This is a genomic window from Paraburkholderia sp. EG304 (assembly GCF_046543485.1).
GTDB classification, from domain to species: Bacteria; Pseudomonadota; Gammaproteobacteria; order Burkholderiales; family Burkholderiaceae; genus Paraburkholderia; species Paraburkholderia youngii.
Genome location: NZ_JBKGUA010000001.1, coordinates 431,716 through 456,850, shown reverse-complemented (window position 1 = coordinate 456,850; position 25,135 = coordinate 431,716). Strand labels below are relative to the sequence as shown.

Here is a 25,135-nt window from a genome sequence, read left to right as displayed (position 1 = left end):
CCGCGTCTTGCTGTCGGACCCTTGTCTTCCCTCCAGGAGAGCAGCGATGAGCAAGACGACGGAAAAATCCCAAGGCGAAGCAAAAAGCGCGGACAAAGACGAATCAAAACCCGAGGCCGGCACCCAGACCGAGGATTTAGCGCATCCGCACCACGCCGTGCATAGCGACAACGCAAAGAGCAAGATGCCCGAGCGCCAGAGCGAGGGCCACAAGCAGTCCCCGGCGGACCGTCCCGGCAAACAACGCGGTGACGGCGAACCGTCGGTCGGTTGAAAAAACCCGTACCGGAGCGGCCTGAACTGCTTCATGCATTCAGGCCGCATCGCTTTTCCCTTCGAGCGCCTTTCTGTAAGCAAACATTTCTTCCTTGTTTTTACCGAATATTTTTTCGGCGCCTTGGACTATTTTGCTGCTAGCAGCGAAGTGTGCGCCCTCCGAACCGGCCGCTCCGCTTTGCGCCGGTTTATGCCGCTTCCGATCGTTAAAAGGCGTCATCCATGTCCAACGCGTCAAGTTCTCCCCACGCCCGCGCGGCCATCGCGCAGGTGTCCATCTGCGTGCCGACCTGCAATCGTCCGGAACTGCTCGTCGAGTGCGTCGACTCGTGCCTCGCGCAAAGCTATCCGCATGTGGAAATCGTGATTGGCGACGATTCGACGGACGCGCGCTCAGGGCAACTGATCTTGCAGCGTTACCGTGACGAGCCGCGCGTGCGCTACCAGAAGCACGAATCGCCGCTTGGCCAGGCGCGCAATGTGTCGACCCTGTTCGAGCGGGCTCGCGGCGAAAAGATCCTGTTGATCCACGACGACGATTTGCTGACGAGCGACGCCGTCGAAAAACTCGTGTCGCTCTGGCAATGCTATCCGGGGCTCGATGCAGCATTCGGCGCGCAGTACGAAGCGGATCACGACGGCACGATCGATCTCGCCGCGAGCGAGCGCCTGAACGCGGCGTTCCGGCGCACCCGGGCCAACGAGGGTCTGCAGCCGCTCGCGGGCCGCACCGGCCTGATCCAGATGTTTCCGAACAATGGCTGGATGGCCGACGCGCGGCTCGTCAAGCGGATCGGCTACGACGCGCGGTATGGCGTCTGCTGCGACTACGTGTTCGGCACCGAGCTATGCCTTGCCGCGCGTGAGGTGTTTTATCTGCACGACTATGTGTCGGTGTATCGGAAGACCGCGACGTCGATCTCGCACAGCACGCGGGGCACGAGCACGGCCGCCCCGTTGAGCGCGTATGGGTTCGTGAAGTCGCTGCGTCTGCCGGCGCGGCTCGAAGCGTCGCGGCGGCAGGCGCTGCGGCGACTGGTACCGATCGTGGTGTCGATACACGCGAGAAACGGCGACGCGCGCGCGGGCTGGCGGATCGCGCGCGCGCATCTGTTCGCCTACAACTACGGCTTTAGCGCGCGGCTTTACTTCCATCTGCTGATGCTGGCGTGCGCAGCCTGGCGCGGACGTCTGCCGACGGCGAGCGCCTCGGCCGATGCTGCCGCGCGCGCGCCGTCGATCGCGACGGTCGCGGCGAATGAGGCCGCGCGGGTCGAGGAGTTCGTCGACAAGCTGGTCGACGAGTTCGTCGGCGACCGGTCGAAGCCGGTATGAACTGCGACAAGTCCGTGCGCAAGCCGATTTTCTGCTAAGCATTGCCTGCTTAGCAAACGCGTATTCGTTACTTGGTCCCGAGCGCGCCGCTGATTACGATGGGCACGACCCGTCATCGCAGAGGTGCTTCGCCATGTCAGACAATGCGTGTTTCAGACCGCGCGTGATCGAGCCGGTCGTCGAGGATCAACCCGAAGGACTCGGCCTCGCGGTCGAGTTGTGGTTTGCTCAACCGATCGACGGCATCGCGGGGCGCGCGGTGCAGATTCATCTGCGCAGCGGCGCGAGGATGGAACAGGCCGAGAGCTTGCGCGACCTGCTGCATGCGTGGGGGACACGGATCGTCGTCAGTTGAGCGAAGCGCCGATGCCATGAAAAACGGCGGTCCGGTTGCCCCGGACCGCCGCCTGAATGCTTCATCGCGGCACGACGTTTCGCCGTGCCGGGTTAGCGGCTCACGGCTCGTGCCGCAGATACCCTTCCGTCGACGGATCGCGCATGCGCAGCGAAACGATACCCGCGAGTGCGCACAGCGCCGTCACGTACCAGAAGAACATTGTCTCGACGCCGGCCGACTTCAGCCACAGCGCGACATATTCCGCCGACCCGCCGAAGATCGCATTCGCCACCGCATACGACAGCCCCACGCCGAGCGCACGCACTTGCGGCGGGAACATTTCCGCCTTGATCAGGCCGCTGATCGACGTGTAGAAGCTGACGATCGCGAGCGCGACGACGACGAGCGCGAACGCCGCGACCGGACTCGTCACGTCCTTCAGCGCATGCAGCAGCGGCACCGTGCCGAGCGTCGCGAACAAACCGAAGCACAGCATCGAATTGCGTCGGCCGATCCTGTCGGACAGCGCGCCGAACGCCGGCTGCATCAGCATGTAGACGAACAGCGCGGCGGTCATCACCGAGCTCGCGGTTTTGGCGTGCATGCCGGCCGTGTTGACCAGGTATTTCTGCATATACGTCGTGAACGTATAGAAGATCAGCGAGCCGCCGGCCGTGAAGCCGAGCACCGTCATGAACGCGGCCTTGTGCTCCCACAAGCCGCGCAGCGTGCCCGCTTCCTTGCGCTGACGCGTCGCGGCGGTGGTGGTTTCGTCGAGCGATTTACGCAGATAGAGCGAGACCAGCGCAGAGATCGCACCGATTGCAAACGGCACGCGCCAGCCCCATGCCTTCAGTTCGTCGGTCGTCAGCAACTGTTGCAGGACCACCAGTACGAGCAGCGCGAACAGTTGACCGCCGATCAGCGTTACATACTGGAACGACGCGAAAAAGCCGCGCCGGCCTTTCAACGCCACTTCGCTCATATAGGTCGCGCTGGTGCCATATTCGCCGCCCACCGACAGGCCCTGGAACAGCCGCGCGATCAGCAGCAGCGCCGGCGCGAGCGCGCCGATCTGCGCGTAGGTGGGCAACATCGCGATCACGAGCGAGCCGCCGCACATCATGAATACCGACACCATCATCGCGGTGCGGCGGCCGCGCTTGTCGGCGAGCCGGCCGAAGAACCAGCCGCCGATCGGGCGCATCAGGAAGCCGGCGGCGAACACACCGGCCGTGTTGAGCAACTGCGTGGTGGTGTTGCCGCTAGGAAAGAACGACGGCGCGAAATACAGTGCCGTGAACGAATACACGTAGAAGTCGAACCATTCGACAAGATTGCCCGATGAAGCGCCGACGATCGCGAAGATGCGGCGCCGGGTGTCGTCGGCTTGTGCGACGACGGGTTGGTCGGTTAAATCGTTCATGCTGATGTCGGTCCTTTTTTCTCTAAACGAGGATGACGCTCGTGACGTCGCCTTCATGCGCGTCACGGACAACCGCACACGCGCGCGCGGCGAATTTTACATAAGTGAAAAGTTCAGATGGGGTTTTGTCTGCGGAACTGCAGGAAAGCCCTGGGTACGGGCCCGCGGCGAAGTTAGAACTGCAACCAAAACGAAGCCCCCGCCAGGCGCGAGGCTGCGGGGGCTTCGGGGAATCGGCGCGGACCGCCCGGGCAACGTTGCGATGCGCTGCCGCGCCCGGATGGAGACGTCAGATTCTCACGGACGGCGGCACGTACCGGCACTCGTAGCGCTTTCTGACGGTACCGTTTTCGTCGACGCTTTCGAGGTACACGTCGAATTGCCACAAGCGCGCCATGTGCTTGAGCACCTCGTCGCTATCCGACGACAGGTGCCGGTTGTCGCTCATGAAATGCCGCAACGTCAGGCTGCGATCGCCGCGCGTATTGACGGCCCATACCTGAATGTTCGGCTCGCGGTGATGCATGTCGTACTGCCGCGACAGCGCCTGGCGCACGTACTGGTAGCCGCTGTCGTCGTGAATCGCCGACACTTCGAGCGCGTCGCGCATGTCATCGTCGAGCACCGAGAACAGGCGCATCTCGCGGATCAGATGCGGCGACAGGTACTGCGCGACGAAGCTTTCGTCCTTGAAGTTGCGCATCGCGTAGTGCATCGCGGGCAGCCACGGACTGCCGGCCAGATCCGGAAACCACTTGCGGTCTTCGTCGGTCGGCGCTTCGCAGATGCGGCGGATGTCGCTCATCATCGAAAAACCGAGCGCATACGGATTGATGCCGCTGTAATACGGCTTCGTGACCGGCGGCTGATAGACGACGTTGCTGTGCGAATGGAGAAACTCCATCATGAAGCCGTCTTCCAGCTTGCCCTGGTTGTACATCGTGTTGAGCAGCGTGTAGTGCCAGAACGTCGCCCAGCCTTCGTTCATCACCTGGGTCTGCCGCTGCGGATAGAAATACTGACCGATCTTGCGCACGATGCGGATCACCTCGCGCTCCCACGGTTCGAGCAGCGGCGCGTTTTTCTCCGCGAAATACAGCAGGTTTTCCTGTGGCTCGGGCGGATAGCGCTCTTCGACCTCTTCGGGCAGCGGCGTATGGCGCGTGGGCAGCGTGCGCCACAACTCGTTGACCTGCGACTGCAGATACGCCTCGCGCTCGCGCCGCGCGGCGAACTCTTTCTCGAGCGACAGCTTCTGCGGCCGCTTGTAGCGGTCCACGCCGTAATTCATCAGCGCGTGGCACGAATCGAGCAATTCCTCGACGCGATCGAGCCCATAGCGCTCCTCGCATTCCGCGATGTAGTTCTTCGCGTAGACGAGGTAGTCGATGATCGCGTGTGCATCCGTCCACAAGCGGAACAGATAGTTGCCCTTGAAGAACGAGTTGTGGCCATACGCCGCATGGGCAATGACGAGCGCCTGCATCGTCATCGTGTTCTCTTCCATCAGATACGCGATGCAGGGATTCGAATTGATGACGATTTCGTACGCGAGCCCCATCTGGCCGCGACGATAGCTTTTTTCGGTAGAGAGAAAATGTTTGCCGAACGACCAGTGACGGTAGTTCACCGGCATGCCGACGGACGCGTAGGCGTCCATCATTTGTTCAGCGCTGATGAGTTCGAGCTGGATCGGATACACGTCGAGCTCGTATTGCTCCGCAACACGGGCAATATGCGAGTCGTACTCTTCGATCAATTCGAAGGTCCAGTCGGACGGGCACGGCAGAGGCCGTCTATCGGCTACGTTCATACGGACTTCCCTTTGCCCCTCGGTGGGCGTTCCGGTGTGTCCCGTGCTGCAGCATTGCGGACTGCTCCGGCGCAAGCGGCTGCCGTGCTAGCTGCTCGTGCCTCGGCATGCCCCGACAGTTGCTGCGGCACGCCTTTGTTGCGCTGCGGCGCAGTCATACGACGGCTTGCCTCAAGTCGTACGATTCATCGCCGCACGCGTCGTGATCCAGATGCCTGGTGCGCAATCAGCGTTCCATCACGAAGTCGCCGCCTGCTTCTCGAACAGCTCGCGAAATACCGGATAGATATCGGCCGCGGTTTCGACTTTCTTCATCGCCATATGCGGTTGCGATAGCGCCAGTTGCGCGTATTCGAGCCACAGATTCTGCTCTTCGGGCGTCACCTGAATATACGCAAAATACCGCACCTTCTCCAGGATGTCATCCGACAGAATCTTGCGGCACTTCGGCGAATCGTCGGTCCAATTGTCGCCGTCCGAAGCCTGCGCCCCGTAAATGTTCCATTCAGTTGGCGAGTAGCGTTCCTCCATCACCTTGCGCATCAGTTCGAGCGCGCTCGACACCACCGTGCCGCCGCTTTCGGTCGAATGGAAGAACGTGTCTTCGTCGACCTCCTCCGCGCGCGTGTGGTGGCGAATGAACACCACTTCGATGCGCTCGTAGTTACGCTTCAGGAACAGATACAGCAGGATGAAAAAGCGCTTCGCGAGATCCTTGCGCTGCTCGTCCATCGAGCCGGACACGTCCATCAGGCAGAACATCACCGCCTGGCTCGACGGCGTGGGCTGTTTCACGCGATTCACGTAGCGCAGATCGAACGGATCGATGAACGGAATCCGCCAGATGCGTCCTTTCAGATGGTGGATGTCGTCTTCGAGCAGCTTGATCTCTTCGCGGCGATCGGCGGGGTCGGCCTTCAGCTCTTCGAGTTGCCGCTCCATTTCGTGCAACTGGTTGACGAGCGGCGCGCCGAGCGCGATGCGCCGGCCGAGCGCGCTGCGCAGCGAGCGCACCACGTCGATGTTGTTCGGCGTGCCCTCCGCGGCCCAGCCCGCGCGGATGCTTTTCCACGTCGGCACGGCCATCAGATGGGTTTTGACGAGCCGCGGCAGTTCGAGGTCGTCGAAGAAATACTGCATGAACTCTTCGCGGCTCAGCTCGAACACGAAGTCGTCCTGACCCTCGCCCTCGTTGCTGGCCTGACTGCCTCCGCCGCCGCCACCGCCGCCTTGCGGGCGCTGGATCTTGTCGCCGCGGATGTAATCCGAGTTGCCCGGATGCACCATCTCGCGCCGGCCGCCCGGTCCGTGACGGAACGACGGCTCCGCGATGTCCTTGCGCGGAATGGTGATGCTCTGGGTGTTCTGGATGTCTTTGATGCTGCGGTCGCGCACCGCCTCCGAAACGGCGCGACGGATATAGTTTTTGACGCGGCGCAAAAAACGCTCGCGATTCGCAATACTCTTGTTCTTGCCTGCCAACCTGCGGTCGATGATTTGATGAAGCACGCCCGGTCTCCCGTCCGTGCAACCGCGTTTCCGCTGCGGCCGCACTAATATTTCCGGTGCGCGAGACGCCCACCGCGCAGTGCATGCTATGCGGCTTGCGCCTCGCCGGTTGCCCGTACGGTCGAACCGTACGGGCGGCACATCATGAGTATCATGCGCGCATCACGATGACTTGCGCACGCGCAGATACCAGTCGCACAGCAAGCGCACCTGTTTCGGCGTATAGCCCTTCGCCACCATGCGATTGACGAAGTCTTCGTGCTTGCGCTGCTCTTCGGCCGAGCCCTTCGCGTTGAAGGAGATCACCGGCAACAGTTCCTCCGTATTCGAGAACATCTTCTTTTCGATCACGACGCGCAGCTTCTCGTAGCTGATCCATGCGGGGTTCTTGCCTGCATTCGCAGCCCGCGCGCGCAGCACGAAGTTCACGATCTCGTTGCGGAAGTCCTTCGGGTTGCTGATGCCCGCCGGCTTCTCGATCTTCTCCAGCTCCGCGTTCAACGCGGCACGGTCGAAGCTCTCGCCGGTGTCGTGATCGCGGAACTCCTGATCCTGAATCCAGAAGTCCGCATACGTGACGTAGCGGTCGAAGATGTTTTGACCATACTCGGAGTACGACTCCAGATACGCGGTCTGAATCTCCTTGCCGATGAACTCCGCATAGCGCGACGCCAGCACGTCCTTGATGAAGGACAGATACTTCTGCTCGGTTTCCGGCGGGAACTGCTCGCGTTCGATCTGCTGTTCGAGCACGTACATCAGATGCACCGGATTGGCCGCGACCTCCGTCGAGTCGAAGTTGAACACGCGCGACAGAATCTTGAACGCGAAGCGGGTCGACACCCCGGTCATGCCCTCGTCGACGCCCGCGAAGTCGCGGTACTCCTGGTACGACTTCGCCTTCGGGTCCGTATCCTTCAGATTCTCGCCGTCGTAGACCTGCATCTTCGAGAACAGGCTCGAATTTTCCGGCTCCTGCAAACGCGTGAGCACGGACATCTGCGCCATCATCTTCAGCGTGCCCGGCGCGCAGACCGCGTTGGCCAGCGACGAGTTGCGCAGCAGCTTCTCGTAGATCTTGACCTCTTCGCTATAGCGCAGGCAGTACGGCACCTTGACGACGAAGATCCGGTCGAGCAGCGCTTCGTTGTTCCGGTTGTTGCGGAACGCCTTCCACTCCGACTCGTTCGAGTGAGCGAGGATGATGCCGTCGAACGGGATCGCGCCGAAGCCTTCCGTACCCTTGAAGTTGCCCTCCTGGGTCGCGGTGAGCAGCGGGTGCAACACCTTGATCGGCGCCTTGAACATTTCGACGAACTCGAGCAGGCCCTGATTGGCGAGGCACAGGCCGCCCGAGTAGCTGTACGCGTCGGCGTCGTCCTGCGCATACTGTTCGAGCTTGCGGATGTCGACCTTGCCGACCAGCGACGAAATGTCCTGATTGTTCTCGTCGCCCGGTTCGGTCTTGGAGATAGCGATCTGACGAAGGATCGACGGATAGCGGCGCACCACGCGGAACTTGCGGATGTCGCCGTTGTACTCGTGCAGGCGCTTGACCGCCCACGGACTCAGGATGCCTCGCAGGTAGCGGCGAGGAATGCCATATTGCTCTTCGAGGATCGGACCGTCTTCCTCGTAGTCGAACAGGCCGAGCGGCGATTCATTGACAGGCGAGCCCTTGATCGCATAGAAGGGTACGCGTTCCATCAGTTGCTTGAGCCGTTCCGCGATCGACGACTTGCCGCCGCCGACCGGTCCTAACAGATACAGTATCTGCTTCTTTTCTTCGAGCCCCTGGGCCGAATGCCGGAAGTAGGCGACCACCTGCTCGATCACCTCTTCCATTCCGTAGAACTCACGGAATGCGGGGTATACCTTGATGACCTTGTTCGCGAAGATACGCGATAAACGCGGATCGTTACGAGTGTCGATCTGTTCCGGTTCTCCGATTGCCGTCAACATGCGTTCGCCTGCAGTGGCGTACGCGGCGGGATTGTCTTTGCAGAGCGCGAGATACTCCTCGAGCGAGAGTTCATCCTCCCGGGTTTTCTCGAAGCGGGTCGCGAAACTGCTGTAGATATCCATGCTACCTCCTCGCCGAAGTCTGGGGCGATGTCGTGCGCGGCGCGCTATTCGGAAACGACATCGCTCGAATTCATCCTAAACCCTTTTAAATTTTTTTTCACGGACTACGTTGCGAAAATCGCTCCGTAACCGCGAAGCTACAATCCTCACTTGGAAACAAAGAATCGACCACCTACAATTTTTCACTCACGCCGCAACGAATCAAATCATCCGCTGCTCCGCTGTACCGTTACTTTCTTCAGTACCGCATCGCTATTCAGTGCTCCTGCACGACTTCGCGTTACCGCTGCATCGCGCCATGACATCGCGTTGCTATTGCACATCCCGTACCTGCACCGTCGGCCCTTCACAAAAATGCGGCTGTCTGCGCACGCACACTTCGTCACAAAAAGCACGCACGTGGTGACGTTTCCGACGCGTGGCGCCCAACGCGTCAGGCGATTCGTCCGCGCGTGGCGAGCGTGGTTCCGCCCCATTCACCTCATGGCCCCTCGCTGTTGGACCCCTGATCCGTATGACTGGATGACGGCAGCCGCTCGCGTCGCTCTCATAGGTGTATACGGAAAGAAGCGGCAAAGTTGCAACAAATGGATTCGAACAGGCTAACGATTCAAAGCCTGCCACCGTTTCAAAATCGCCAAAATAAAAACGGCTGCACGAAGGCAGCCGTTTGGAATGAATGAAGCGTTGTAATTTGCGGTTACAAGCGCCGCAGCATCGATCAGGTCAGTTCGATTTCCACTTCACCCAATCCATCGATATGTCCGCGCACGATGCCGGGCTCGTCGATCTTGTGCGCGCCGACGTATGAGCCGGTGGTCAGGGTCCAGTCGCGCTCGATCGTGATCCCCATCGCCGCGCAATGGTTGACGAACCAGACGAGCAGTTCGCGCGGATCGCCGGCCGGATTGCCGGTCACTTCCGGAATCAGCGAGCGGCCGTTGAAGCTCAGCTCCAGTTCCGGTGACACGAAGTCGAAGCCGCGCGCGAGGCTCGCATAGACGGCCGGATGGCCGGTGATCAGCGCGCCGTTGTTCTGCGCGTCGGCTAGCTGCGCGAGCGGCGCGACGTTCGGCCACTCGGCGAAGCGGCTGTCGACGATCTCGATGGCCGGCAGCACAGCGCCGAGCCTCGCCAGCACCTCGTCGCGCGCATACGCCTGGGCGCGCGGCTCGATCGTCACGTCGAAGCGAAATGCGACCTCCAGTTCGACCAGCACGCGAAAGAATCCGTCATGCGCGAGCCGCGCGGGCGACGGCACCACCAGCGAGGCCGGAATCGGCGCGCCCGAGGTGGCGCCGCCCGGGGACTTCGCGCCGATCTTCCACGCACCGGTCGACTCGCCTAGCCCCGCGATCACCGCCTGCTGGATCGCGTAAGCGGTCGCCGCGTCGGGCGGCAGGCTGTCGGGTGCGGGGGCGTCGATCGGCAGGTGCTGCCGGCGTGCCTCGACGAGGTGTTGCGCAAGATCGTAACGCGTCATGTCGGTTCTTTGTGGCTGGCGCATGGCAGGGTTCGCAGGACGTAGCAATAAGTGGGAACCACCTGTGGAAGGTGCGGGCAGCCGCGCGCCGCGCAGCGGATCGGGGCCGTGCCCGTCAATGTACCGGATCGCGACACGCGCCGGTGAAAGCCGCGCGGCGCGCAAACGTTATTTCTTGCGCGAGCCGAAAAAAAGCCGCGCCTGGGGAGCCAGGCGCGGCTTTTCGCGAAGCTATCGTCCTTCGTGCGGCGCGGATGCCGGACAGCCGGCGAGCGGACGGGAACGGATGTTGCAACGAACGGCGCGCGTCCAGTCACCTAACGCGCGACAGCGCCGCCGTCCATGTACACGTGAACCCGAGCCCGCTCAGAAGGTTTCCCAATCCTGATCGCCGCCGGCCGTCGCCGCGGACCTGGCCGGCGCGCGGGTAGGCGCGGGTGCGGCGGCAACCTGCGGCGCGACAGCGGCCGCCGTGGGCGCCTTTGCCGGCATCGCCGCCTGCGCCGCGGCCGGCGTGTGCTTGTGTGCGCGCTTGGCGACCGGGCTCACCGGGCGCTTCGGCGCCGCGAGCGCGGACGCCCCGTCGTGACCGCCACGGCCGCTGTCGTCGACCTGGAACACCGCGACCACGTTGAGCAACCGGGCTGCCTGCTCTTCGAGCGACGCCGCCGCGGCGGCCGCTTCCTCGACGAGGGCCGCGTTCTGCTGCGTGACCTCGTCCATCTGCGTGACCGCGCGCGCGACCTGGTCGATGCCGCCGCTCTGCTCTTCCGACGCCGACGCGATCTCGCCCATGATGTCGGTCACGCGCTGCACCGCGCCGATGATTTCGCTCATCGTGCGGCCCGCCTCGTCGACCAGCGCCGAGCCCGACTGCACGCGCTCGACCGACGTATCGATCAGCTCCTTGATCTCCTTGGCGGCCGCCGACGAACGCTGCGCGAGACTGCGCACCTCGCCCGCGACGACCGCGAAGCCGCGCCCTTCCTCGCCGGCGCGCGCCGCCTCGACGGCTGCGTTCAGCGCGAGGATGTTGGTCTGGAAGGCAATGCCCTCGATGATCGAGATGATGTCGGCGATCTTCGCCGAACTCTGGTTGATGTCGCCCATCGTGCCGACCACCTGGCCGACCACCGCGCTGCCCTTATTGGCGATCTCCGACGCGTTGGCGGCAAGCGCGCTCGCCTGACGGGCGTTATCGGCGTTCTGGCGCACGGTGCCGGTCAGCTGCTCCATGCTCGACGCGGTTTCCTGCAGCGCGGACGCCTGCTCCTCGGTCCGCGACGACAGGTCGACGTTGCCCGCCGCGATCTGCCGCGTCGCGGTCGCGATCGACTCGCTGCCGCCGCGCACGCTGCGCACCGTTTCGGTGAGGCTGCGCTGCATTCTGGCGATTCCTTCGAGCAGTTGCCCCATTTCGTCGCGCGAAGTCACGACCACCGGACGACGCAGATCGCCGGCTGCGATCGCCTCGAAGTGGCCGAGCGCTTCGTCGAGCGGACGCGCGATCGCACGGCTCAGCGTCAGATACGACAGCGCCGCCGCCAGCACGCCGAGCACCAGCGCGCCGATGCTGACCATCCGGAACAGATGGAAACTGTTCTGCGCGGAGTCGAAGCCCTGCTTCGCCGAATCGAACTGGTATTTGCGCAGTGCGTCGTCGGCGCCGACGAGGTCGTTGAAGACGGCCTGCAGATTCTTCGCGTGCTCGACCAGCTTGCTCTGATCGTTCGCCTCGATTGCCGTCGCGAAGCTTTCGAGTTGCTGATGCAGCGCGTTGCGCTTCGCGGCGACGTCCTGCGCGAGCCGGTCTTCGTCCGCGTCGCGCGGCAGATCGAGATATTTTTTCCACCACATGTCGGACGTAGTGCCGAGCATGCGCGCGCGCTCGATCGTCGATGCCGCTTCCGGCGTGCCGACGAGGAACGCGGCGCGGTCGAGCGCGAGTCGTTCGCGGGCCGCGAAGATTTCCGCGTTGCCGATGTCCACGGCACCCGGCATCGCGTTGGTGAAGGTGTCCTCATAGGCGTCGTTCGAACGGCCCATGCCGAACAGACCGAAAACGCCGATCGCAACCAGCAACGCGGCAAGGAATGCCATCGTGAGTCCAATTCGCGCCTTGATCGTGATGCCTTTATTCAACATGCTTGTTCCTGTGTGCTGTACTCGATGAGAGGCTGCTGCTTGCGCAGCGTGGGGGCGGCGTGAGTTTTGGGTCCGGCGCTTTTTTCGAATCAGCGCTCTAATTCCCGTTTACGGCAGCGCGTTCATAGACTTGAAGCATTTAAAAGGTATGAACAAAGACGATGTAAGACGTTGAAAGCGAATTGACTGGGAACGTGTGGGTTCGCGTCGCGTGGAAGAAACGCGACGGTTTTCGTCAGAGCACGGCTTTTGACGTTTGAGCGGCGGGGAAATGGGTGGAATACGAGCCGTTCGGAGTCGCCCGAAGCGATCGCAGCACAGCGCCGTCAGGCGGCTCGCGAGGTCGCTAACGCCGCGATGGCATCAGCCCAATGCGTCGACTTCGGCGCGCGTCGGGATCGACGGCTGTGCGCCCGCGCGCGTCACCGACAACGCAGCGGCGCGTTGCCCGAAGCGGATCGCCGCTTCGACGCTCGCACCCTGAGCGAGCTGCGCCGCGAAGCCGCCGATGAAGGTGTCGCCGGCGGCGGTCGTATCGACCGCCTCGACGCGGGGCGCGTCGTACAGCGTCGCGGCAGCGCCCTCGAGCGCCGCGTGCACGCCGCGCGCACCGAGCGTGACCAGCACGTTGCGCGCGCCGGCCGCGCGCAATGCGGCGGCGGCTCGCGCGGCGTCCACCGGCGAGTCGACGACGACACCGCTCAGCGCGGCGGCTTCGAGTTCGTTTGGAATCAGATAGTCGATCAGCGGCAGCCAGGCGGCCGGCAACGGGCCGGTCGCGGGCGCCGGATTCAGGATCACGATCTTGCCGAGGCGCCGCGCCGCGGCCAGCGCCGCATGCACCGATTCGGGCGGGGTTTCGAGCTGGCAGATCACGACATCGGCGGCGGCGAGCGTCGCTTCGTGTCGCGCGATGGTGGCCGGCGTCACCTCGCCGTTGCTGCCCGCGACGATCACGATCGTGTTCTGGCTCGCATCGTCGACGACGATCAGCGCCACGCCGCTCGGTTCGCTGCCGGTTTCCAGCGCCGCGCAGTCGATGCGCTCCGCTTCGAGCCCCGCGCGCAGCTGCGCGCCGTTCGCATCGGCGCCGACGCAGCCGAGCATCGACACCTGCGCGCCGAGCCGCGCGGCGGCGACCGCCTGATTGCCGCCCTTGCCGCCCGCGACCTGCGCGAAGCCGCGGCCGGCCAGCGTCTCGCCCGGCTGCGGCAGGCGCGGCGAGCGCACCACGAGGTCCATGTTCAAACTACCGACCACCGTGACGCGTGAACGCGTTGGGTTGCTTGCCACTCGTGTGCCCTCCATTACGCGACGCGTCGCGTTGCTATCGCGAACGCGTCAGGCCGCCAGATTCCGCCGTGCGTCGCCCGCCCATGTCGCGGTGGACTCGCGCACGATCAACCGCGGCGACACCACGCGTCGGCGCGCCGGGGTGCGCGCCGCGCTGTTCGACGCCGCCTCGGCGATCCGGTCGATCAGCGTCTGCGCGGCCGTGTCGCCAAGCGCGCGCACCGACTGCCCGACCGTCGACAGCGACGGGAACGTGAAGCGGCCCAGTTCGATATCGTCGAAACCGATGATCGAGCAATCGCGCGGCACGCTGATATTGCGCTCCGCCGCCGCACGCAACGCGCCGATGCCCATCATGTCGTTGACCGCGAAAATCGCCGACGGCCTGACCGTGTCGAACAGCTGCGCGGCCGCGCGGTGACCGCCCGTCCCCGAAAAATCGCTTTCGACGATTGCATCGGCCGGAATCTCGATGCCGCGCTCGGCCATCGCGCGAATGAAGCCGTGCACGCGCATCGCGCTGACCGCGGTCTCCACCGGCCCGGTGATGCAGCCGATCCGCACATGTCCGAGCTCGAGCAGATGACGGGTGGCCAGATACGCGCCCTTCTCGTGATCGATCTGCACGAGGTCCGCGGTGAGCCCCTCGATGTTGCGGTCCACCACGACGAGCGGCTCACGCGAGTCGGCGAGCGTCTGCGCGAGCACGGCGTCGTCGCCGGCCGACGCGACGATCAGCCCATCGATGCGCTTTTCCTGCAACACGCGCAGATAGTTGCGCTGCTTCGCGGGGTCATCGTCGGAATTGCAGAAGAACACGCAGTAGCCGTTGCGCGCGCAGCCGTCCTCGATGCCGCGCGCGAGCTCCGCGAAATACGGGTTGGTGCTGTTCGGCACCACCAGTCCGATCGTCGCGGTCGCGCGCGCCTTCAGCGAGCGTGCCACCGCCGACGGCACATAGTGCAGTTGACGGATCGCGTGCTCGACTTTCGCGCGCACATCGGCCGACACCGGACGCGAGTTGTTCACGACGTGCGATACCGTCGTGAACGACACGCCCGCCACGGCCGCTACATCCTTGATCGTCGCCATAACCTGTTGCTCTCCTACTGCCTGTTGTTCCCGCCGGATGCGCCGCCTGGCGACCCGCGGACGTCTTCATCGAAGACACACCACACTCGTTGATCGTTGCGCCGCGGCGCACCCCTCAGCCGCGCTTGCGGTGGCTGCGGTAGGTATCGAGCACCACCGCCACCACGATCACCGCGCCGGTGATCATGCGCTTGGTCGGCTCGTTCGCGCCGATCTGCGCGAGGCCCGCCGCCAGCACCGAAATGATCAGCACGCCAAAGAACGTGCTGATCACCGAACCACGCCCGCCCATCAGACTCGTGCCGCCGATCACGACCGCCGCGATCACCTGCAGTTCGAGGCCGACGCCCGCATTCGGATCGGCCGCCTCGAGCCGCGAGATCTGGAACAGCGCCGCGAGTCCCGACAGCGCGCCCATCAGCGCGAACACGATCACCTTGTACGGCCGCGGATTGACGCCCGCGAGCCGCACCGCTTCCTCGTTGGTGCCGATCCCGACCAGATAGCGCCCGAACACCGTGCGCGTGAGCACCAACTGAGCGATCACCATCACCGCGACCGCGACCAGAAAGGCCGGCGAGATGCCGAGCGCGATCGGGTTCGACAGAAAGTCGAACGCGTCGCCGATGTACGCGGTGCGCGAATTGGTCATCTGATACGCCATGCCGCGCGCGGCCTCGAGAACCCCGAGCGACACGATGAACGACGGAATCCGCCAGCCCACCGTCACCGCGCCGGTCACGGTGCCGGTCAGCGCCGCGACCGCGACACCCAGCAGCGCCCCCGCGGCCGGCCCCCAGCCCCACTTCAGCGTCACCACGCTGACCACCGACGCCCCGAGCGCGAGCACCGAGCCGACCGACAGATCGATCCCCGCGATGATCAGCACGAAGGTCATGCCGACCGACATCACGACGAGATCCGGAATCTGGTTCGCGATCGTGCTGAACGTGTCGTAGGTCAGAAAGTGCGAACTCAGCAGCGAGAACAGCACGATCATCGCGAGCAGCGCGCCGGCGAGGCCCAGGTAGTTCGAAAAGCCGAGCCGCGTGCCGGCCGGCTTGCCGCTCGCGAGCGGCGCCGACGGATCGGCCGGCGGCGTCACGACGGGCGCGTCCGGCGCGCCGGCCTGCTTTTCGCCCTGCTTGCCGCCCTGCGGGTCGCCCGGTTTGACACCCGCCGCCTCGCGCCACGATTGATCGGTCATCACAGACTCCCTGCTTCGTTGACGGCATGCGTGTGCAGCAGCGCCTCGCGGCCGCGGTAACCGGCGAACGCGGCCGCGAGCAGCGCATCCTGGCTCCAGCTCGCGCGCTCGAACACGCCCGTCATGCTGCCCGCCGACATCACGCCGATCCGGTCGCAGATCAGCATCAGCTCACGCAGATCGCTCGACACCACCACGAGCGCGCGGCCTTCACGCGCGAGCGCGCCCATCAGGGCGTAAATATCGAACTTCGCGCCGACGTCGATGCCGCGCGTCGGTTCGTCGAACAACAGCACGCGGCACTCGCGCGCGAGCCAGCGGCCGATCACGACCTTCTGCTGGTTGCCGCCCGACAGCTCGCCGACGATCTGCGCGGGCCCCGAGCTGCGAATCCGCATCGCGGCGATCTGCCTGTTCGCCAGCGCGTTCTCGCGCTTCGCGTCGACCACGCCATGCCGCGCGACGCTGCCGAGATTGCCGAGCGACAGGTTGGCCGCGATCGGTTGCGGCAGCAGCAGGCCTTCGCCTTTGCGGTCCTCGGTGATCAGCGCGATTCCCGCGCGCACCGCGTCCGCCGGCGAGTCGATCTGCACCGGGGTGGGCGGCGCGCCCGGCGTCGGGGCGAGCGACACCCTGCCGCCGTCCTTGCGGTCAGCGCCGTAGATGAGCCGCATCAGCTCGGTGCGGCCCGCGCCGATCAGCCCGCTGATACCGAAAATCTCGCCCGCGCGCACTTCGAACGACACGTCGCGCACCACCTTGCCGCGCGCGAGCCGCTCCACCTTCAACAACGGCGCGCCGATGTTGCGCTCGCCAAGATCGATATGTTCGCCGAGCTCGCGGCCGACCATCCACGTGACGATCTGCTCGCTCGTGATGTCCGCCATCGCGTCGACATGCACGAGGCGGCCGTCGCGCAGCACCGCGACCCGTTCGGCGACCCGCGCCAGCTCTTCGAGCCGGTGCGAGATATAGACGAGCGCGACGCCGCGCGCCTTCAGCCGGCCGATCTGCTCGAACAGCAGATCGACCTCGCGCGCGGTCAGCATCGCGGTCGGCTCGTCGAGGATCAGCACGCGGCAGTCGCCGATCAGGTTGCGGGCGATCTCGACCATCTGCTGATGACCGATACCGAGTTCGCCGACCAGCGTGTCGGGATCGATCGCGTCGAGCCCGACCTGCGCCATTGCCTCGCGCGCGTTCTCGCGCAGCTTGCCGCGATCGATCCAGCCGAAGCTGAACGCGCCCGCGCGCGGCAGCCGGTTCAGGAACAGGTTCTCGGCGACCGACAAGGTCGGCAGCAGATTCAACTCCTGCATCACCATGCGCACGCCGAGCGCCTCGGCCTCGGTGCGGCTCGCGGGCGCGTACGGCGCGCCGGCGAGCTGCATCGTGCCTGCGCTCGGCTCGACCAGCCCGCCGACGATCTTCGACAGCGTGCTCTTGCCCGCGCCGTTCTCGCCGGTCAACGCCAATACCTCGCCTGCTCGCAGCGACAGCGATACGTCGGCGAGCACCGGTTCGGCATAGGTCTTGCCGATACCGCTGACGGTCAGCACGACAGGCAAGGCGTCGTGGTCGGTCGAATCCATCGCGCTCCTGATTGCATGGCGCTTCTGGCGCCTTCGTGACACCCTGGCGGTCCGCCGCGCTTGCCGCACGGCACATCGCTCCTGGCTGCCACGAGTCATGCCGGCCCACTGCGCGGAATGCGCAGGCGCTCACGGCCGCGCTTCTCTCATCGCGCGAGCCGCCGTCATGACGCTTATCTCTGGAATTAACGGCGGCCCCGCGGAATTCTTGAGCGTTCGTTGAATAAAAGCGGATCGGCAGGTTGCCGCAGTGCCGCTCAAGCGTGCGGTGCGCGCTTCGCGGCGGCACGGGCGGTTTCCCGCGGGCCGGTCCGGCCGCGCCCGGCTCGCGCTCGACGCCGGGCGCGCCGCGCTTACTTCAGCGTGTCTTTGGTCACCAGAACGACCGGCGTTTCGACGACGCCCGACAGCTCCGACTGCTTCCTGTGTTCGCTCAACGCCTTCAGCGCGGTATCGATGCCGAACACGGCCTGCTTCGCCGCGAACTGGTCGGCGGTGGCGAGCACGCGGCCGTCCTTCAGCATCGGATGGATCGCGTTGATGTTGTCGTAGCCGACCACCAGCACCTTGCCCTGCTTGCCGGCCGCGCGCACCGCCGACACCGCGCCGATCGCCATGTTGTCGTTGCCGGCGAGCAGCGCCTTCAGGTTCGGATATTCGTTGAGCATCGCCGACGCGACCGCGTTGCCCTTGTCGATTTCCCACTCGCCCGACTGCACCGACACGATCTTCGCGCCGACCGCCTGCATCGCGTCCTTGAAGCCGGCGGTACGCTGCTGCGCGTTGGTGGTGGTCGACACGCCTTCGAGGATGCCGACTTCGTCGCCGGCCTTCAGCCGCTTCGCGAGGTAGTCGCCGACGAGCCGCGCGCCCTTGCGGTTGTCGGGGCCGACGAACGGCACGTTCAGCTCTTTGGACTTCAGCACGTCCTGATCGAGCCGGTTGTCGATGTTGACGACGATGATGCCCGCGTCGACCGCCTTCTTGACGACCGGCACGAGCGCTTTCGAATCAGCCGGCGCGAGCACGATCGCATCGACCTTCGACACGATCATCTGCTCGACGATGCGGATCTGGTTGGCGGTGTCGGTTTCGTCCTTGATGCCGTTGGTGATCAGGTCGAACTTGGCCGGGTTCTGCTTCTGATAGTCCTTCGCGCCGGTCTCCATGGTCAGGAAGAACTCGTTGGCGAGCGACTTCATCACGAGCGCGACCTTGGGTTTATGAGCCGGGGCGTTCTGTGCGTGGGCGACGGAAAAAGGCAGGACGGCGGAGGCGGTGGCGAGAACTGCGGCGGCAAGAATGCGACGACGGGTTCGATGGCTCATGCGTATCTCCAAGGTTGTCAGGCTCGCGGGCGAGCCGTATTTTTTTTGATGCGCAAACGTTTGCGAGGCCTATTCTCAGCGCAAGCTTTTCGGAATGTCAACGATTCGCGGTGTTGCAACGCACCGGCGCGCAGCATGTACGGCGCCGCGATGCGCTCGATCGATCCGGGCAGCGTGTGGCAAGGTCCCCTCGCTCAGTCCGTGCAGTCGAGAACGCCGATGCGTCGCATGCGGTGCGACACACCGGCCGCTTATGCTGGCCTGGTATCGCGCGCGCTGCAAGCGAAACCGCGAGGATATCGAAAGGCGCGCCGGCTACAGCCAGCCGGCCTTGCGAAAACGCCTGTACAGCACGAAGTCGATCGCCAGCATCACGATCAGCACGACCGGATAGCCGAACTTGAAATGCAGCTCGGGAATGCGCTCGAAGTTCATCCCGTAGATACCGGCGATCATCGTCGGCACCGCGAACAGCGCCGCGAACGAGCCGAGCCGCTTGGTGATCTCGCTCTCGGCGAGCGAGATCATGCCGAGGTTCACCTGCACCGCCGTGACGACGATTTCGCGGCGTCCCTCGATGGTTCTGACGATCCGGTCGAGGTGGTCGTAGACATCGCGGAAGTACGCCTGCATGCCCGCGCAGATGCTCGGAATGCGCCCGCCGGTCAGTTTGCCCACCGCTTCGCGCAGCGGCTGGATGTGGTGTTGCAGGGTCACGAGCCGGCGCTTCATCGTGTACAGGTCCTGCACGATCGCGCGCGAGGCGGCCGAATCGTTCTTCTCGAAGATGCGGTCCTCGAGCGCTTCGAGTTCGGTGCTCATCGCCTCGACGATTGGGAAATAACGGTCGACCACGTCGTCGATCAGCGCATACAGCACGAACGCCGAGCCTTCCTTCAACAGATGCGGCTCGTGCTCGCAGCGCGTGCGCACGCTCTGAAAACCGGCGCGCGTGCCGCGCCGCACCGACAGCACATAGTTGCTGCCGACGAATACGGCGACTTCGCCGATCACGAACTCGCCGTTCTCGTCCATCTCAACCGTGTGCATCACGGTGAACAGCGAATCGCCGTACTCCTCGATCTTCGGGCGCTGATGGCCGTGTTGAGCATCTTCGATCGCGAGTTCGTGCAGATCGAACTCCTCTTTCATGACCGCGAGTTCTTCGGGACTCGGGTCTTTCAATGCGACCCAGACGAAGCACTCGGGCCGCGCGACGTAGTCGCTGATGGCGTCGATATCGATGTCGGCGAGCTTACGGCCGTCCTGATAGGCGGCGCAATTGATCAGCATGTTCGGATTACCCTGGATACGAAAACAGACCGGGCCGCCCTCTCGCGTAAGCATTGCGTAAGACGGGCGACCTGTCTCGCGTGAACGGACAAGCACGCTTTCAGCAGGCTTGGATCTGCCGCCATGTTAAGGCCCGCTGCGTAAGGCGCGCGTTTCGAATTGTTAATGCCCGGCGACATGCTGCTGCGGCTACTGCGCGACCCGCTGCAGGCCGATGCGGTGATCGTCGTTGAACGTGACCGACGCGCGGTTCGTGTAGCGCGGGTCGGCCGTCACGATGAAGTTCAGCTCGATGACCGGATCGAACTGGGTCGATACGCCGATCCGATGCGTGCCGGGCGGCAGATAGAACACCACGTGCTCGCCGTTCATCAGGTCGGTGACGCGCTCGCCGTCGATATAGACGAGCGCATCGCGGAACCGCACGATCACGTCGCGCGAACGCTCGCGCCGCACGTCCACCGCGACGAGGCCGGGGCCCGGCTGCGTATAGCCCTGTCTGACGATGCGCTCGGCCGGCACCGGTTTGAACGGCAGCGGCTCGGCCGGCGTCGATGCGCAGCCGGCCAGCGTAAGCACGCCGAGCGCGACGCATGCGGCGAACGCGGCGAACGCGGCGCGGCAAGACACGCGCATCGGCATGCTGGTTCTCCCGTGTGCTCTCGATGGTGGGCCGGGTTTGTGACTACGCGGTGCGCGTCTTACGCATGACTGTTCCGCATCATAGCAACGCGCGCGGAACTCGGGCGCCGCACCCACTTGCATGGCGCGGCGTTCTTCTTCATGATCGTTGAAGGCGGCCGCGCTCACGGCTGGCCGCCGTCGGCAACTGGCAAGCCTGTCGATCCGCGTCGCCGGACGCACGATCAAGGAGACTGCGATGTGGTATTTCACCTGGATTCTCGGCGTGGGTGTGGCGCTCGGCTTCGGCATCATCAACGTGATGTGGCTCGAGACCAACGGCAAGTTCGCGCGCGATCCGCGCCCCGATGCGGCCGCCGCGCCGCGTGAGGACAAGCCTGCGTGACTTCTCTGGTTTTCTTTTGCGGTCATGCGGGCACGGGCAAGACGACGCTGGCGAAAAAGCTGTTCGGCCCGCTGATGAAAGCGAGCGGCACCCCCTTCTGCCTGCTCGACAAGGACACGCTGTACGGCGGCTATAGCGCGGCCGCGATGGCGATGGTGACCGGCGATCCGAACGATCGCGACAGCCCTCTTTTCCTGCAGCATCTGCGCGACCCCGAATATCGCGGCCTCATCGATACCGCGCGCGACAATCTCGAACTCGGCATCAGCGCATTGGTCGTCGGGCCACTGTCGCGCGAGGTGCGCGAGCGGCGGCTGTTCGATCATGCGTGGCTCGGCGTCGCGCCGGACGTGAGGTTGCGGGTCGTGTGGGTGCTAACCTCGGAGGACGTGGCACGGCAGCGGATCGTCGCGCGCGCGAACCCCAACGATGCGTACAAGCTCGCGCACTGGGACGACTACCGGCGGCGGCGCTTCGAGCCGAGCGGCGCGAGCCGCGAGGGTCTGCTGATGTTCGACAATACCGCGCCCAGTCCGGCGGACTATCAAGCGCTCGTTGCGCAAATTGTCGCTGGATGAGCGCCTCGCGAGTGCGGCGCAGCACAGCCCGCTGATCGGCTGAAAAACAAAAAATCCCCGTACGTCGGTGACGTACGGGGATTTTCATTTGACCCGAGCCATTCGAACCTCAAACCGTCGCCATCGCCTCCAGCGACTGCCCTTCGTACAGCTTGCCGAAGCGGTTCGCGAGGAAATCGCCAAGCGACACCTGCTCCTGCCGCACGAAGCCCTTTTGCGGCAGCTTGCGCTCGCGGAACAGATCGAGCACCGCGCACATCGCACCGGCGGTGGTGATCTGGATCGCGCTCATCGGCACGCCGCAGACCGTCTTCGCGAAGATCTTGCGCGTAAACACCTCCTGCACGAGCTGACCGTCGCGCATGCCGCTCACGGTGATGAACACCAGCACGACGTCCTGCGCGGTCGACGGCACCGAGCGGCGCATGATGGTCTTCAGCGTATCGCGGTCGCTCGACAGACGCAGGTCTTCCAGCAGGAACTGCATCAGGTTGCGATGCCCCGGATAGCGCACCGACTTGTAGTCGAGCGATTCGACGCGGCCCGCCAGCGTCTCGCACAGCGTGCCCAGCCCGCCCGACGTGTTGAACGCTTCGTACTCGGTGCCGTCGAGCGAGAAATGCTCGAGGCCTTCGAGCGGCTGCACCCACTGCGTGCGGCCGTCGCGGATCGCCTCGCACGGCTGACAGTACTCGTTGATCAGGCCGTCGACGCTCCACGTCAGGTTGTACTTCAGCGCATTGGTCGGAAACTCGGGCAGCGCGCCGACGCGCATCTTCACGTCGCGGATTTCCGTGAAGCGATTCGCGAGCTCGTGCGCGGCGATGCCGATGAAGCCCGGCGCGAGGCCGCACTGCGGCATGAAAGCGTGATCGGCATCGTCGGCGATCGCGCGGATCGCGTGCGTCGCGCGCACGTCCTCGGTCAGGTCGAAGTAATGGACACCCACGCCCTTCGCGGCCGATGCGACGTTCACCGCGAGGTAGTACGGCAGCGCGTTGATCAGCACGTCGAAGCCCTGAATCGCGGCGCGCAGCACGGCGGCGTCGGCGGAATCGATGCGGCGGGTCGGAATGCCCTGGGCGGCGAGCTTGTCGAGTGCGTGCTGGTCACGGTCGAACGCGACGACCTCGTAGTCGCCCGTCTCGCGCAGCATATGAGCAATGGTGTGACCGATCAGACCTGCGCCAACGATAGCTACTTTCATCTGCTTCTCCTTGTTATCCATGTGCTGTCTCTGAGCTTGGGAAGTGCGCCGCGTATTGCGCGCGGCGCCTGCGGGCCGAACCCTTGAATGACAGTGTAGGAAGAAGCAAAAACAGTTCATACGCGCAAAATGCTGCGGTATGACCATCAAGTTCGACGTTCCGACGAAGTGATCAAACGATTTGTCGAAAACGCGCAAAAAGCGCGTAATCGAAGGACTGTCGAAGCATTCGCGAAGAGCTTACGGCGCGCCCCGACTCACACCGTGCCGCGGTCGATCTTGCGCGCCAGAATGATCGACGTCGTGGTCCGCTCAACACCTTCGAGCCCGCCGATCTGATCGAGCAGATCGTTGAGCCGCTCGGGCGAATCGGCACGCAGCCATGCCACGTAGTCGAACTCGCCGCTGACCGCGCACAGCAGCTGCACCTCAGGCATCTTGCCGAGGCGCTTCTGCACGGCCGGCCCGTGCTTCGGCGCGATGATGATGCCGACATAAGCGACGATGCTCGAATCGAGCACGTCCTGGCCCAGCCGCACGCTGTAGCCGGCGATCACGTTGCTGCGCTCGAGCCGCGCAATGCGCGCGATCACGGTCGTGCGCGCGACGCCGAGCTGTCGCGCGAGATTCGCGACGCTCTCGCGCGCGTTGGCTTGCAGCAGTGCAACGAGATTACGGTCGAGGTCGTCGAGCTGGTCGAGGCGCGGAGGTCTCATCGAAGGGGCGGGAAGTTGGTATGGAATGTCGCGGATTATCGCGCGTCTGCACGGGCAGCGGCGCTGTGTCACGGAGAGTGCGGTCGCCGCACAGTGTGCCCGGCATCGGTGATTGCCGCTCAGGCGCGAGCCGTTTCGCTTTCGTTTCGGTTGTAAGCGTTTGTCGCACAGGAGCCGTATTGTAGGGATATCGTGTTACTAATAGCGGCGACGGGCGAATGCGGCGGCCGGTTGCAGTGCGCCGCTATTCGTCGCTGGCGCGAGGCGATACGCACGCCGCGCGCCGAGTCTCAATACGAACAGACATCAGGAGTTTCGATGAAAAAAGCACTGGTTATGCTGGCTACGGCCGTTTCGATGGGCGGCGCGTTCGCTCAAACCGCCGCCGCGCCTGCCTCGGCACCGGACACAACGGCAACGGCTTCGGCAGCCAAGGCCGGTCACGAACGCAACGTCGAAGACCGTATCGCTTATCTGCATTCGCAACTGAAGATCACACCCGCGCAGGAAACGCAATGGAAGGCGTTCGCCGACGTGATGCGCAGCAACGGCGAAACGATGGGCCAGCTGTTCGAGCAGCGCAAAGCTGCCACCAACGTGAGCGCGCTCGACGACATGAAACAGTACGCAACGATTGCGCAGGCGCATGCGGACGGCATGAAGAAGCTCGTCGATGCGTTCGAGCCGCTGTATAGCAGCCTGTCGCCGGAGCAGAAGAAGCTCGCCGATGCGACGTTCCACCATGGCGGCCCCGAGGGTCATCATCGCGGCCATGGCAAGAGCAAGAGCGGCAAGCCCGCGGCCGAAGCCGCGAGCGACGCGACCGTCAAGCCGTAATGCAAGATCGCCCGCGGCGGGGGTTGCCCCGCTGTGGGCATCTGGCATCATTCGGGTGCGCAAAGCGGCGAGTCTCGCCGCAACGCCCCTCCCCTAATCTCCCACCCGCTTCATGACCGAACTCAGGAATCTCGATCTGCGTGACGATCCGCACGCCCAACGCGTCGTCAAGGACGAAACGGTAAGCGTCGAATTCGCCGCGGCCGTTGGCCAGTTGATGAGCCTCGAAGGCCCGAACCGCTATGTGCGCGGCGATGCGCTGATCACCGGCTCGACCGGCGACCGCTGGGTCGTGTCGCGCGAGCGCTTCGACGCCAAGTACCTGCCCGCCGACCCGGCGCTCGCGCACGGCGAAGCCGGCGCCTATCGCAACCGCCCGGCAGTCGTGCTTGCCCGCCGGATGGACGAGTCCTTCTCGCTCGCGCGCTCGGCGAGCGGCGGCGACGTGCTGCACGGCGCGGCCGGCGACTGGGTGATGCAGTACGCTCCCGGCGACTATGGCGTCGTGCAGGCCGCGCGTTTCGCGAAGGTCTATCGGCTCGCGGATTGAAGCAGA

General features: G+C 64.4%; 23 protein-coding genes. 7 read left to right on the top strand and 16 right to left on the bottom strand.

Going from position 1 to position 25,135, the window contains the following annotated elements:
• The first annotated feature begins 46 nt into the window (after window positions 1-46).
• Window positions 47-274: a hypothetical protein gene (locus ACLFKU_RS02100; RefSeq protein WP_368587238.1), complete on the top strand. Its 228-nt coding sequence runs from the start codon at window positions 47-49 to the stop codon at window positions 272-274.
• Window positions 275-313: 39 nt separating this feature from the next.
• Here the strand turns inward: ACLFKU_RS02100 and ACLFKU_RS02095 are convergent, their stop codons facing one another.
• The gene (locus ACLFKU_RS02095) at window positions 314-496 is read right to left on the bottom strand and encodes a hypothetical protein (protein ID WP_368587239.1); all 183 of its coding nucleotides are present in this window, start codon (window positions 494-496) and stop codon (window positions 314-316) included.
• A gap of 2 nt (window positions 497-498) precedes the next feature.
• Between ACLFKU_RS02095 and ACLFKU_RS02090 the strand changes: the two genes are divergently transcribed.
• Both ACLFKU_RS02090 and ACLFKU_RS02085 read left to right on the top strand, forming a co-directional pair.
• Entirely contained in the window at window positions 499-1,611 is a 1,113-nt protein-coding gene (locus ACLFKU_RS02090; RefSeq protein WP_410848004.1) for a glycosyltransferase family 2 protein, read from the top strand.
• A gap of 133 nt (window positions 1,612-1,744) precedes the next feature.
• Complete coding sequence (locus tag ACLFKU_RS02085; protein WP_176108377.1) at window positions 1,745-1,966, top strand: hypothetical protein; 222 nt, start codon at window positions 1,745-1,747, stop codon at window positions 1,964-1,966.
• Between the two features lie 100 nt (window positions 1,967-2,066).
• Here the strand turns inward: ACLFKU_RS02085 and ACLFKU_RS02080 are convergent, their stop codons facing one another.
• The 13 genes from ACLFKU_RS02080 to ACLFKU_RS02020 form a co-directional block, all read right to left on the bottom strand.
• A complete protein-coding gene (locus ACLFKU_RS02080; RefSeq protein ID WP_368587241.1) occupies window positions 2,067-3,374 on the bottom strand; it encodes an MFS family transporter in 1,308 nt (435 codons plus the stop codon).
• Between the two features lie 289 nt (window positions 3,375-3,663).
• On the bottom strand, window positions 3,664-5,187 hold the full coding sequence (locus ACLFKU_RS02075) for a SpoVR family protein (RefSeq protein ID WP_018435604.1): 1,524 nt from the start codon (window positions 5,185-5,187) through the stop codon (window positions 3,664-3,666).
• A 237-nt stretch (window positions 5,188-5,424) separates the two neighbouring features.
• Window positions 5,425-6,696 carry a YeaH/YhbH family protein gene (locus ACLFKU_RS02070; RefSeq protein ID WP_176108374.1) on the bottom strand — a complete coding sequence of 424 codons (1,272 nt, stop codon included), beginning with the start codon at window positions 6,694-6,696 and terminating at the stop codon, window positions 5,425-5,427.
• Window positions 6,697-6,858: 162 nt separating this feature from the next.
• Window positions 6,859-8,781 (bottom strand): PrkA family serine protein kinase, encoded by a 1,923-nt coding sequence (locus ACLFKU_RS02065; RefSeq protein WP_176126234.1) that lies wholly within the window; start codon window positions 8,779-8,781, stop codon window positions 6,859-6,861.
• 721 nt (window positions 8,782-9,502) lie between these two features.
• On the bottom strand, window positions 9,503-10,264 hold the full coding sequence (locus ACLFKU_RS02060) for a 2-keto-4-pentenoate hydratase (protein WP_368587242.1): 762 nt from the start codon (window positions 10,262-10,264) through the stop codon (window positions 9,503-9,505).
• 366 nt (window positions 10,265-10,630) lie between these two features.
• Window positions 10,631-12,409, bottom strand: a complete 1,779-nt coding sequence (locus ACLFKU_RS02055) for a methyl-accepting chemotaxis protein (protein WP_410848003.1) — start codon at window positions 12,407-12,409, stop codon at window positions 10,631-10,633.
• 363 nt (window positions 12,410-12,772) lie between these two features.
• Window positions 12,773-13,702 carry a ribokinase gene (gene rbsK / locus ACLFKU_RS02050; RefSeq protein ID WP_410848002.1) on the bottom strand — a complete coding sequence of 310 codons (930 nt, stop codon included), beginning with the start codon at window positions 13,700-13,702 and terminating at the stop codon, window positions 12,773-12,775.
• Window positions 13,703-13,750: 48 nt separating this feature from the next.
• On the bottom strand, window positions 13,751-14,794 hold the full coding sequence (locus ACLFKU_RS02045; protein WP_368587245.1) for a LacI family DNA-binding transcriptional regulator: 1,044 nt from the start codon (window positions 14,792-14,794) through the stop codon (window positions 13,751-13,753).
• Between the two features lie 115 nt (window positions 14,795-14,909).
• Window positions 14,910-16,001 (bottom strand): ABC transporter permease, encoded by a 1,092-nt coding sequence (locus ACLFKU_RS02040; protein ID WP_410848001.1) that lies wholly within the window; start codon window positions 15,999-16,001, stop codon window positions 14,910-14,912.
• Entirely contained in the window at window positions 16,001-17,593 is a 1,593-nt protein-coding gene (locus ACLFKU_RS02035) for a sugar ABC transporter ATP-binding protein (protein WP_410848000.1), read from the bottom strand. Before ACLFKU_RS02035 ends, ACLFKU_RS02040 begins: the two co-directional genes overlap by 1 nt.
• A 353-nt stretch (window positions 17,594-17,946) precedes the next feature.
• Complete coding sequence (locus tag ACLFKU_RS02030) at window positions 17,947-18,921, bottom strand: sugar ABC transporter substrate-binding protein (protein ID WP_410847999.1); 975 nt, start codon at window positions 18,919-18,921, stop codon at window positions 17,947-17,949.
• A 315-nt stretch (window positions 18,922-19,236) separates the two neighbouring features.
• Entirely contained in the window at window positions 19,237-20,214 is a 978-nt protein-coding gene (gene corA / locus ACLFKU_RS02025) for a magnesium/cobalt transporter CorA (protein WP_368587249.1), read from the bottom strand.
• A 189-nt stretch (window positions 20,215-20,403) separates the two neighbouring features.
• Window positions 20,404-20,856, bottom strand: a complete 453-nt coding sequence (locus ACLFKU_RS02020; protein ID WP_368587250.1) for a hypothetical protein — start codon at window positions 20,854-20,856, stop codon at window positions 20,404-20,406.
• 238 nt (window positions 20,857-21,094) lie between these two features.
• Between ACLFKU_RS02020 and cydX the strand changes: the two genes are divergently transcribed.
• Together cydX and ACLFKU_RS02010 are read left to right on the top strand one after the other, a co-directional pair.
• Entirely contained in the window at window positions 21,095-21,241 is a 147-nt protein-coding gene (gene cydX / locus ACLFKU_RS02015) for a cytochrome bd-I oxidase subunit CydX (RefSeq protein ID WP_026228716.1), read from the top strand.
• A complete protein-coding gene (locus ACLFKU_RS02010) occupies window positions 21,238-21,819 on the top strand; it encodes an AAA family ATPase (RefSeq protein ID WP_410847998.1) in 582 nt (193 codons plus the stop codon). Before cydX ends, ACLFKU_RS02010 begins: the two co-directional genes overlap by 4 nt.
• Window positions 21,820-21,928: 109 nt before the next feature.
• Here ACLFKU_RS02010 and ACLFKU_RS02005 read toward each other — a convergent pair whose 3' ends face one another.
• On the bottom strand, window positions 21,929-23,026 hold the full coding sequence (locus tag ACLFKU_RS02005; protein ID WP_410847997.1) for a saccharopine dehydrogenase C-terminal domain-containing protein: 1,098 nt from the start codon (window positions 23,024-23,026) through the stop codon (window positions 21,929-21,931).
• Between the two features lie 257 nt (window positions 23,027-23,283).
• A complete protein-coding gene (locus ACLFKU_RS02000) occupies window positions 23,284-23,742 on the bottom strand; it encodes an Lrp/AsnC family transcriptional regulator (protein WP_008922942.1) in 459 nt (152 codons plus the stop codon).
• A 318-nt stretch (window positions 23,743-24,060) separates the two neighbouring features.
• Between ACLFKU_RS02000 and ACLFKU_RS01995 the strand changes: the two genes are divergently transcribed.
• Together ACLFKU_RS01995 and ACLFKU_RS01990 are read left to right on the top strand one after the other, a co-directional pair.
• Window positions 24,061-24,579 (top strand): Spy/CpxP family protein refolding chaperone, encoded by a 519-nt coding sequence (locus ACLFKU_RS01995; protein WP_368587252.1) that lies wholly within the window; start codon window positions 24,061-24,063, stop codon window positions 24,577-24,579.
• A 112-nt stretch (window positions 24,580-24,691) separates the two neighbouring features.
• Window positions 24,692-25,129, top strand: coding sequence for a PGDYG domain-containing protein (locus ACLFKU_RS01990; protein WP_368587253.1), 438 nt, complete (start codon window positions 24,692-24,694; stop codon window positions 25,127-25,129).
• Window positions 25,130-25,135 lie beyond the last annotated feature (6 nt).

Bases quoted from the DNA above. Each gene is read 5' to 3' on its own strand.
- ACLFKU_RS02100 (WP_368587238.1), top strand. From the start codon at position 47: ATGAGCAAGACGACGGAAAAATCCCAAGGCGAAGCAAAAAGCGCGGAC.
- ACLFKU_RS02095 (WP_368587239.1), bottom strand. From the start codon at position 496: ATGACGCCTTTTAACGATCGGAAGCGGCATAAACCGGCGCAAAGCGGA.
- ACLFKU_RS02090 (WP_410848004.1), top strand. From the start codon at position 499: ATGTCCAACGCGTCAAGTTCTCCCCACGCCCGCGCGGCCATCGCGCAG.
- ACLFKU_RS02085 (WP_176108377.1), top strand. From the start codon at position 1,745: ATGTCAGACAATGCGTGTTTCAGACCGCGCGTGATCGAGCCGGTCGTC.
- ACLFKU_RS02080 (WP_368587241.1), bottom strand. From the start codon at position 3,374: ATGAACGATTTAACCGACCAACCCGTCGTCGCACAAGCCGACGACACC.
- ACLFKU_RS02075 (WP_018435604.1), bottom strand. From the start codon at position 5,187: ATGAACGTAGCCGATAGACGGCCTCTGCCGTGCCCGTCCGACTGGACC.
- ACLFKU_RS02065 (WP_176126234.1), bottom strand. From the start codon at position 8,781: ATGGATATCTACAGCAGTTTCGCGACCCGCTTCGAGAAAACCCGGGAG.
- ACLFKU_RS02060 (WP_368587242.1), bottom strand. From the start codon at position 10,264: ATGACGCGTTACGATCTTGCGCAACACCTCGTCGAGGCACGCCGGCAG.
- ACLFKU_RS02055 (WP_410848003.1), bottom strand. From the start codon at position 12,409: ATGTTGAATAAAGGCATCACGATCAAGGCGCGAATTGGACTCACGATG.
- ACLFKU_RS02045 (WP_368587245.1), bottom strand. From the start codon at position 14,794: ATGGCGACGATCAAGGATGTAGCGGCCGTGGCGGGCGTGTCGTTCACG.
- ACLFKU_RS02040 (WP_410848001.1), bottom strand. From the start codon at position 16,001: ATGACCGATCAATCGTGGCGCGAGGCGGCGGGTGTCAAACCGGGCGAC.
- ACLFKU_RS02035 (WP_410848000.1), bottom strand. From the start codon at position 17,593: ATGGATTCGACCGACCACGACGCCTTGCCTGTCGTGCTGACCGTCAGC.
- ACLFKU_RS02030 (WP_410847999.1), bottom strand. From the start codon at position 18,921: ATGAGCCATCGAACCCGTCGTCGCATTCTTGCCGCCGCAGTTCTCGCC.
- corA (WP_368587249.1), bottom strand. From the start codon at position 20,214: ATGCTGATCAATTGCGCCGCCTATCAGGACGGCCGTAAGCTCGCCGAC.
- ACLFKU_RS02020 (WP_368587250.1), bottom strand. From the start codon at position 20,856: ATGCCGATGCGCGTGTCTTGCCGCGCCGCGTTCGCCGCGTTCGCCGCA.
- cydX (WP_026228716.1), top strand. From the start codon at position 21,095: ATGTGGTATTTCACCTGGATTCTCGGCGTGGGTGTGGCGCTCGGCTTC.
- ACLFKU_RS02005 (WP_410847997.1), bottom strand. From the start codon at position 23,026: ATGAAAGTAGCTATCGTTGGCGCAGGTCTGATCGGTCACACCATTGCT.
- ACLFKU_RS02000 (WP_008922942.1), bottom strand. From the start codon at position 23,742: ATGAGACCTCCGCGCCTCGACCAGCTCGACGACCTCGACCGTAATCTC.
- ACLFKU_RS01995 (WP_368587252.1), top strand. From the start codon at position 24,061: ATGAAAAAAGCACTGGTTATGCTGGCTACGGCCGTTTCGATGGGCGGC.
- ACLFKU_RS01990 (WP_368587253.1), top strand. From the start codon at position 24,692: ATGACCGAACTCAGGAATCTCGATCTGCGTGACGATCCGCACGCCCAA.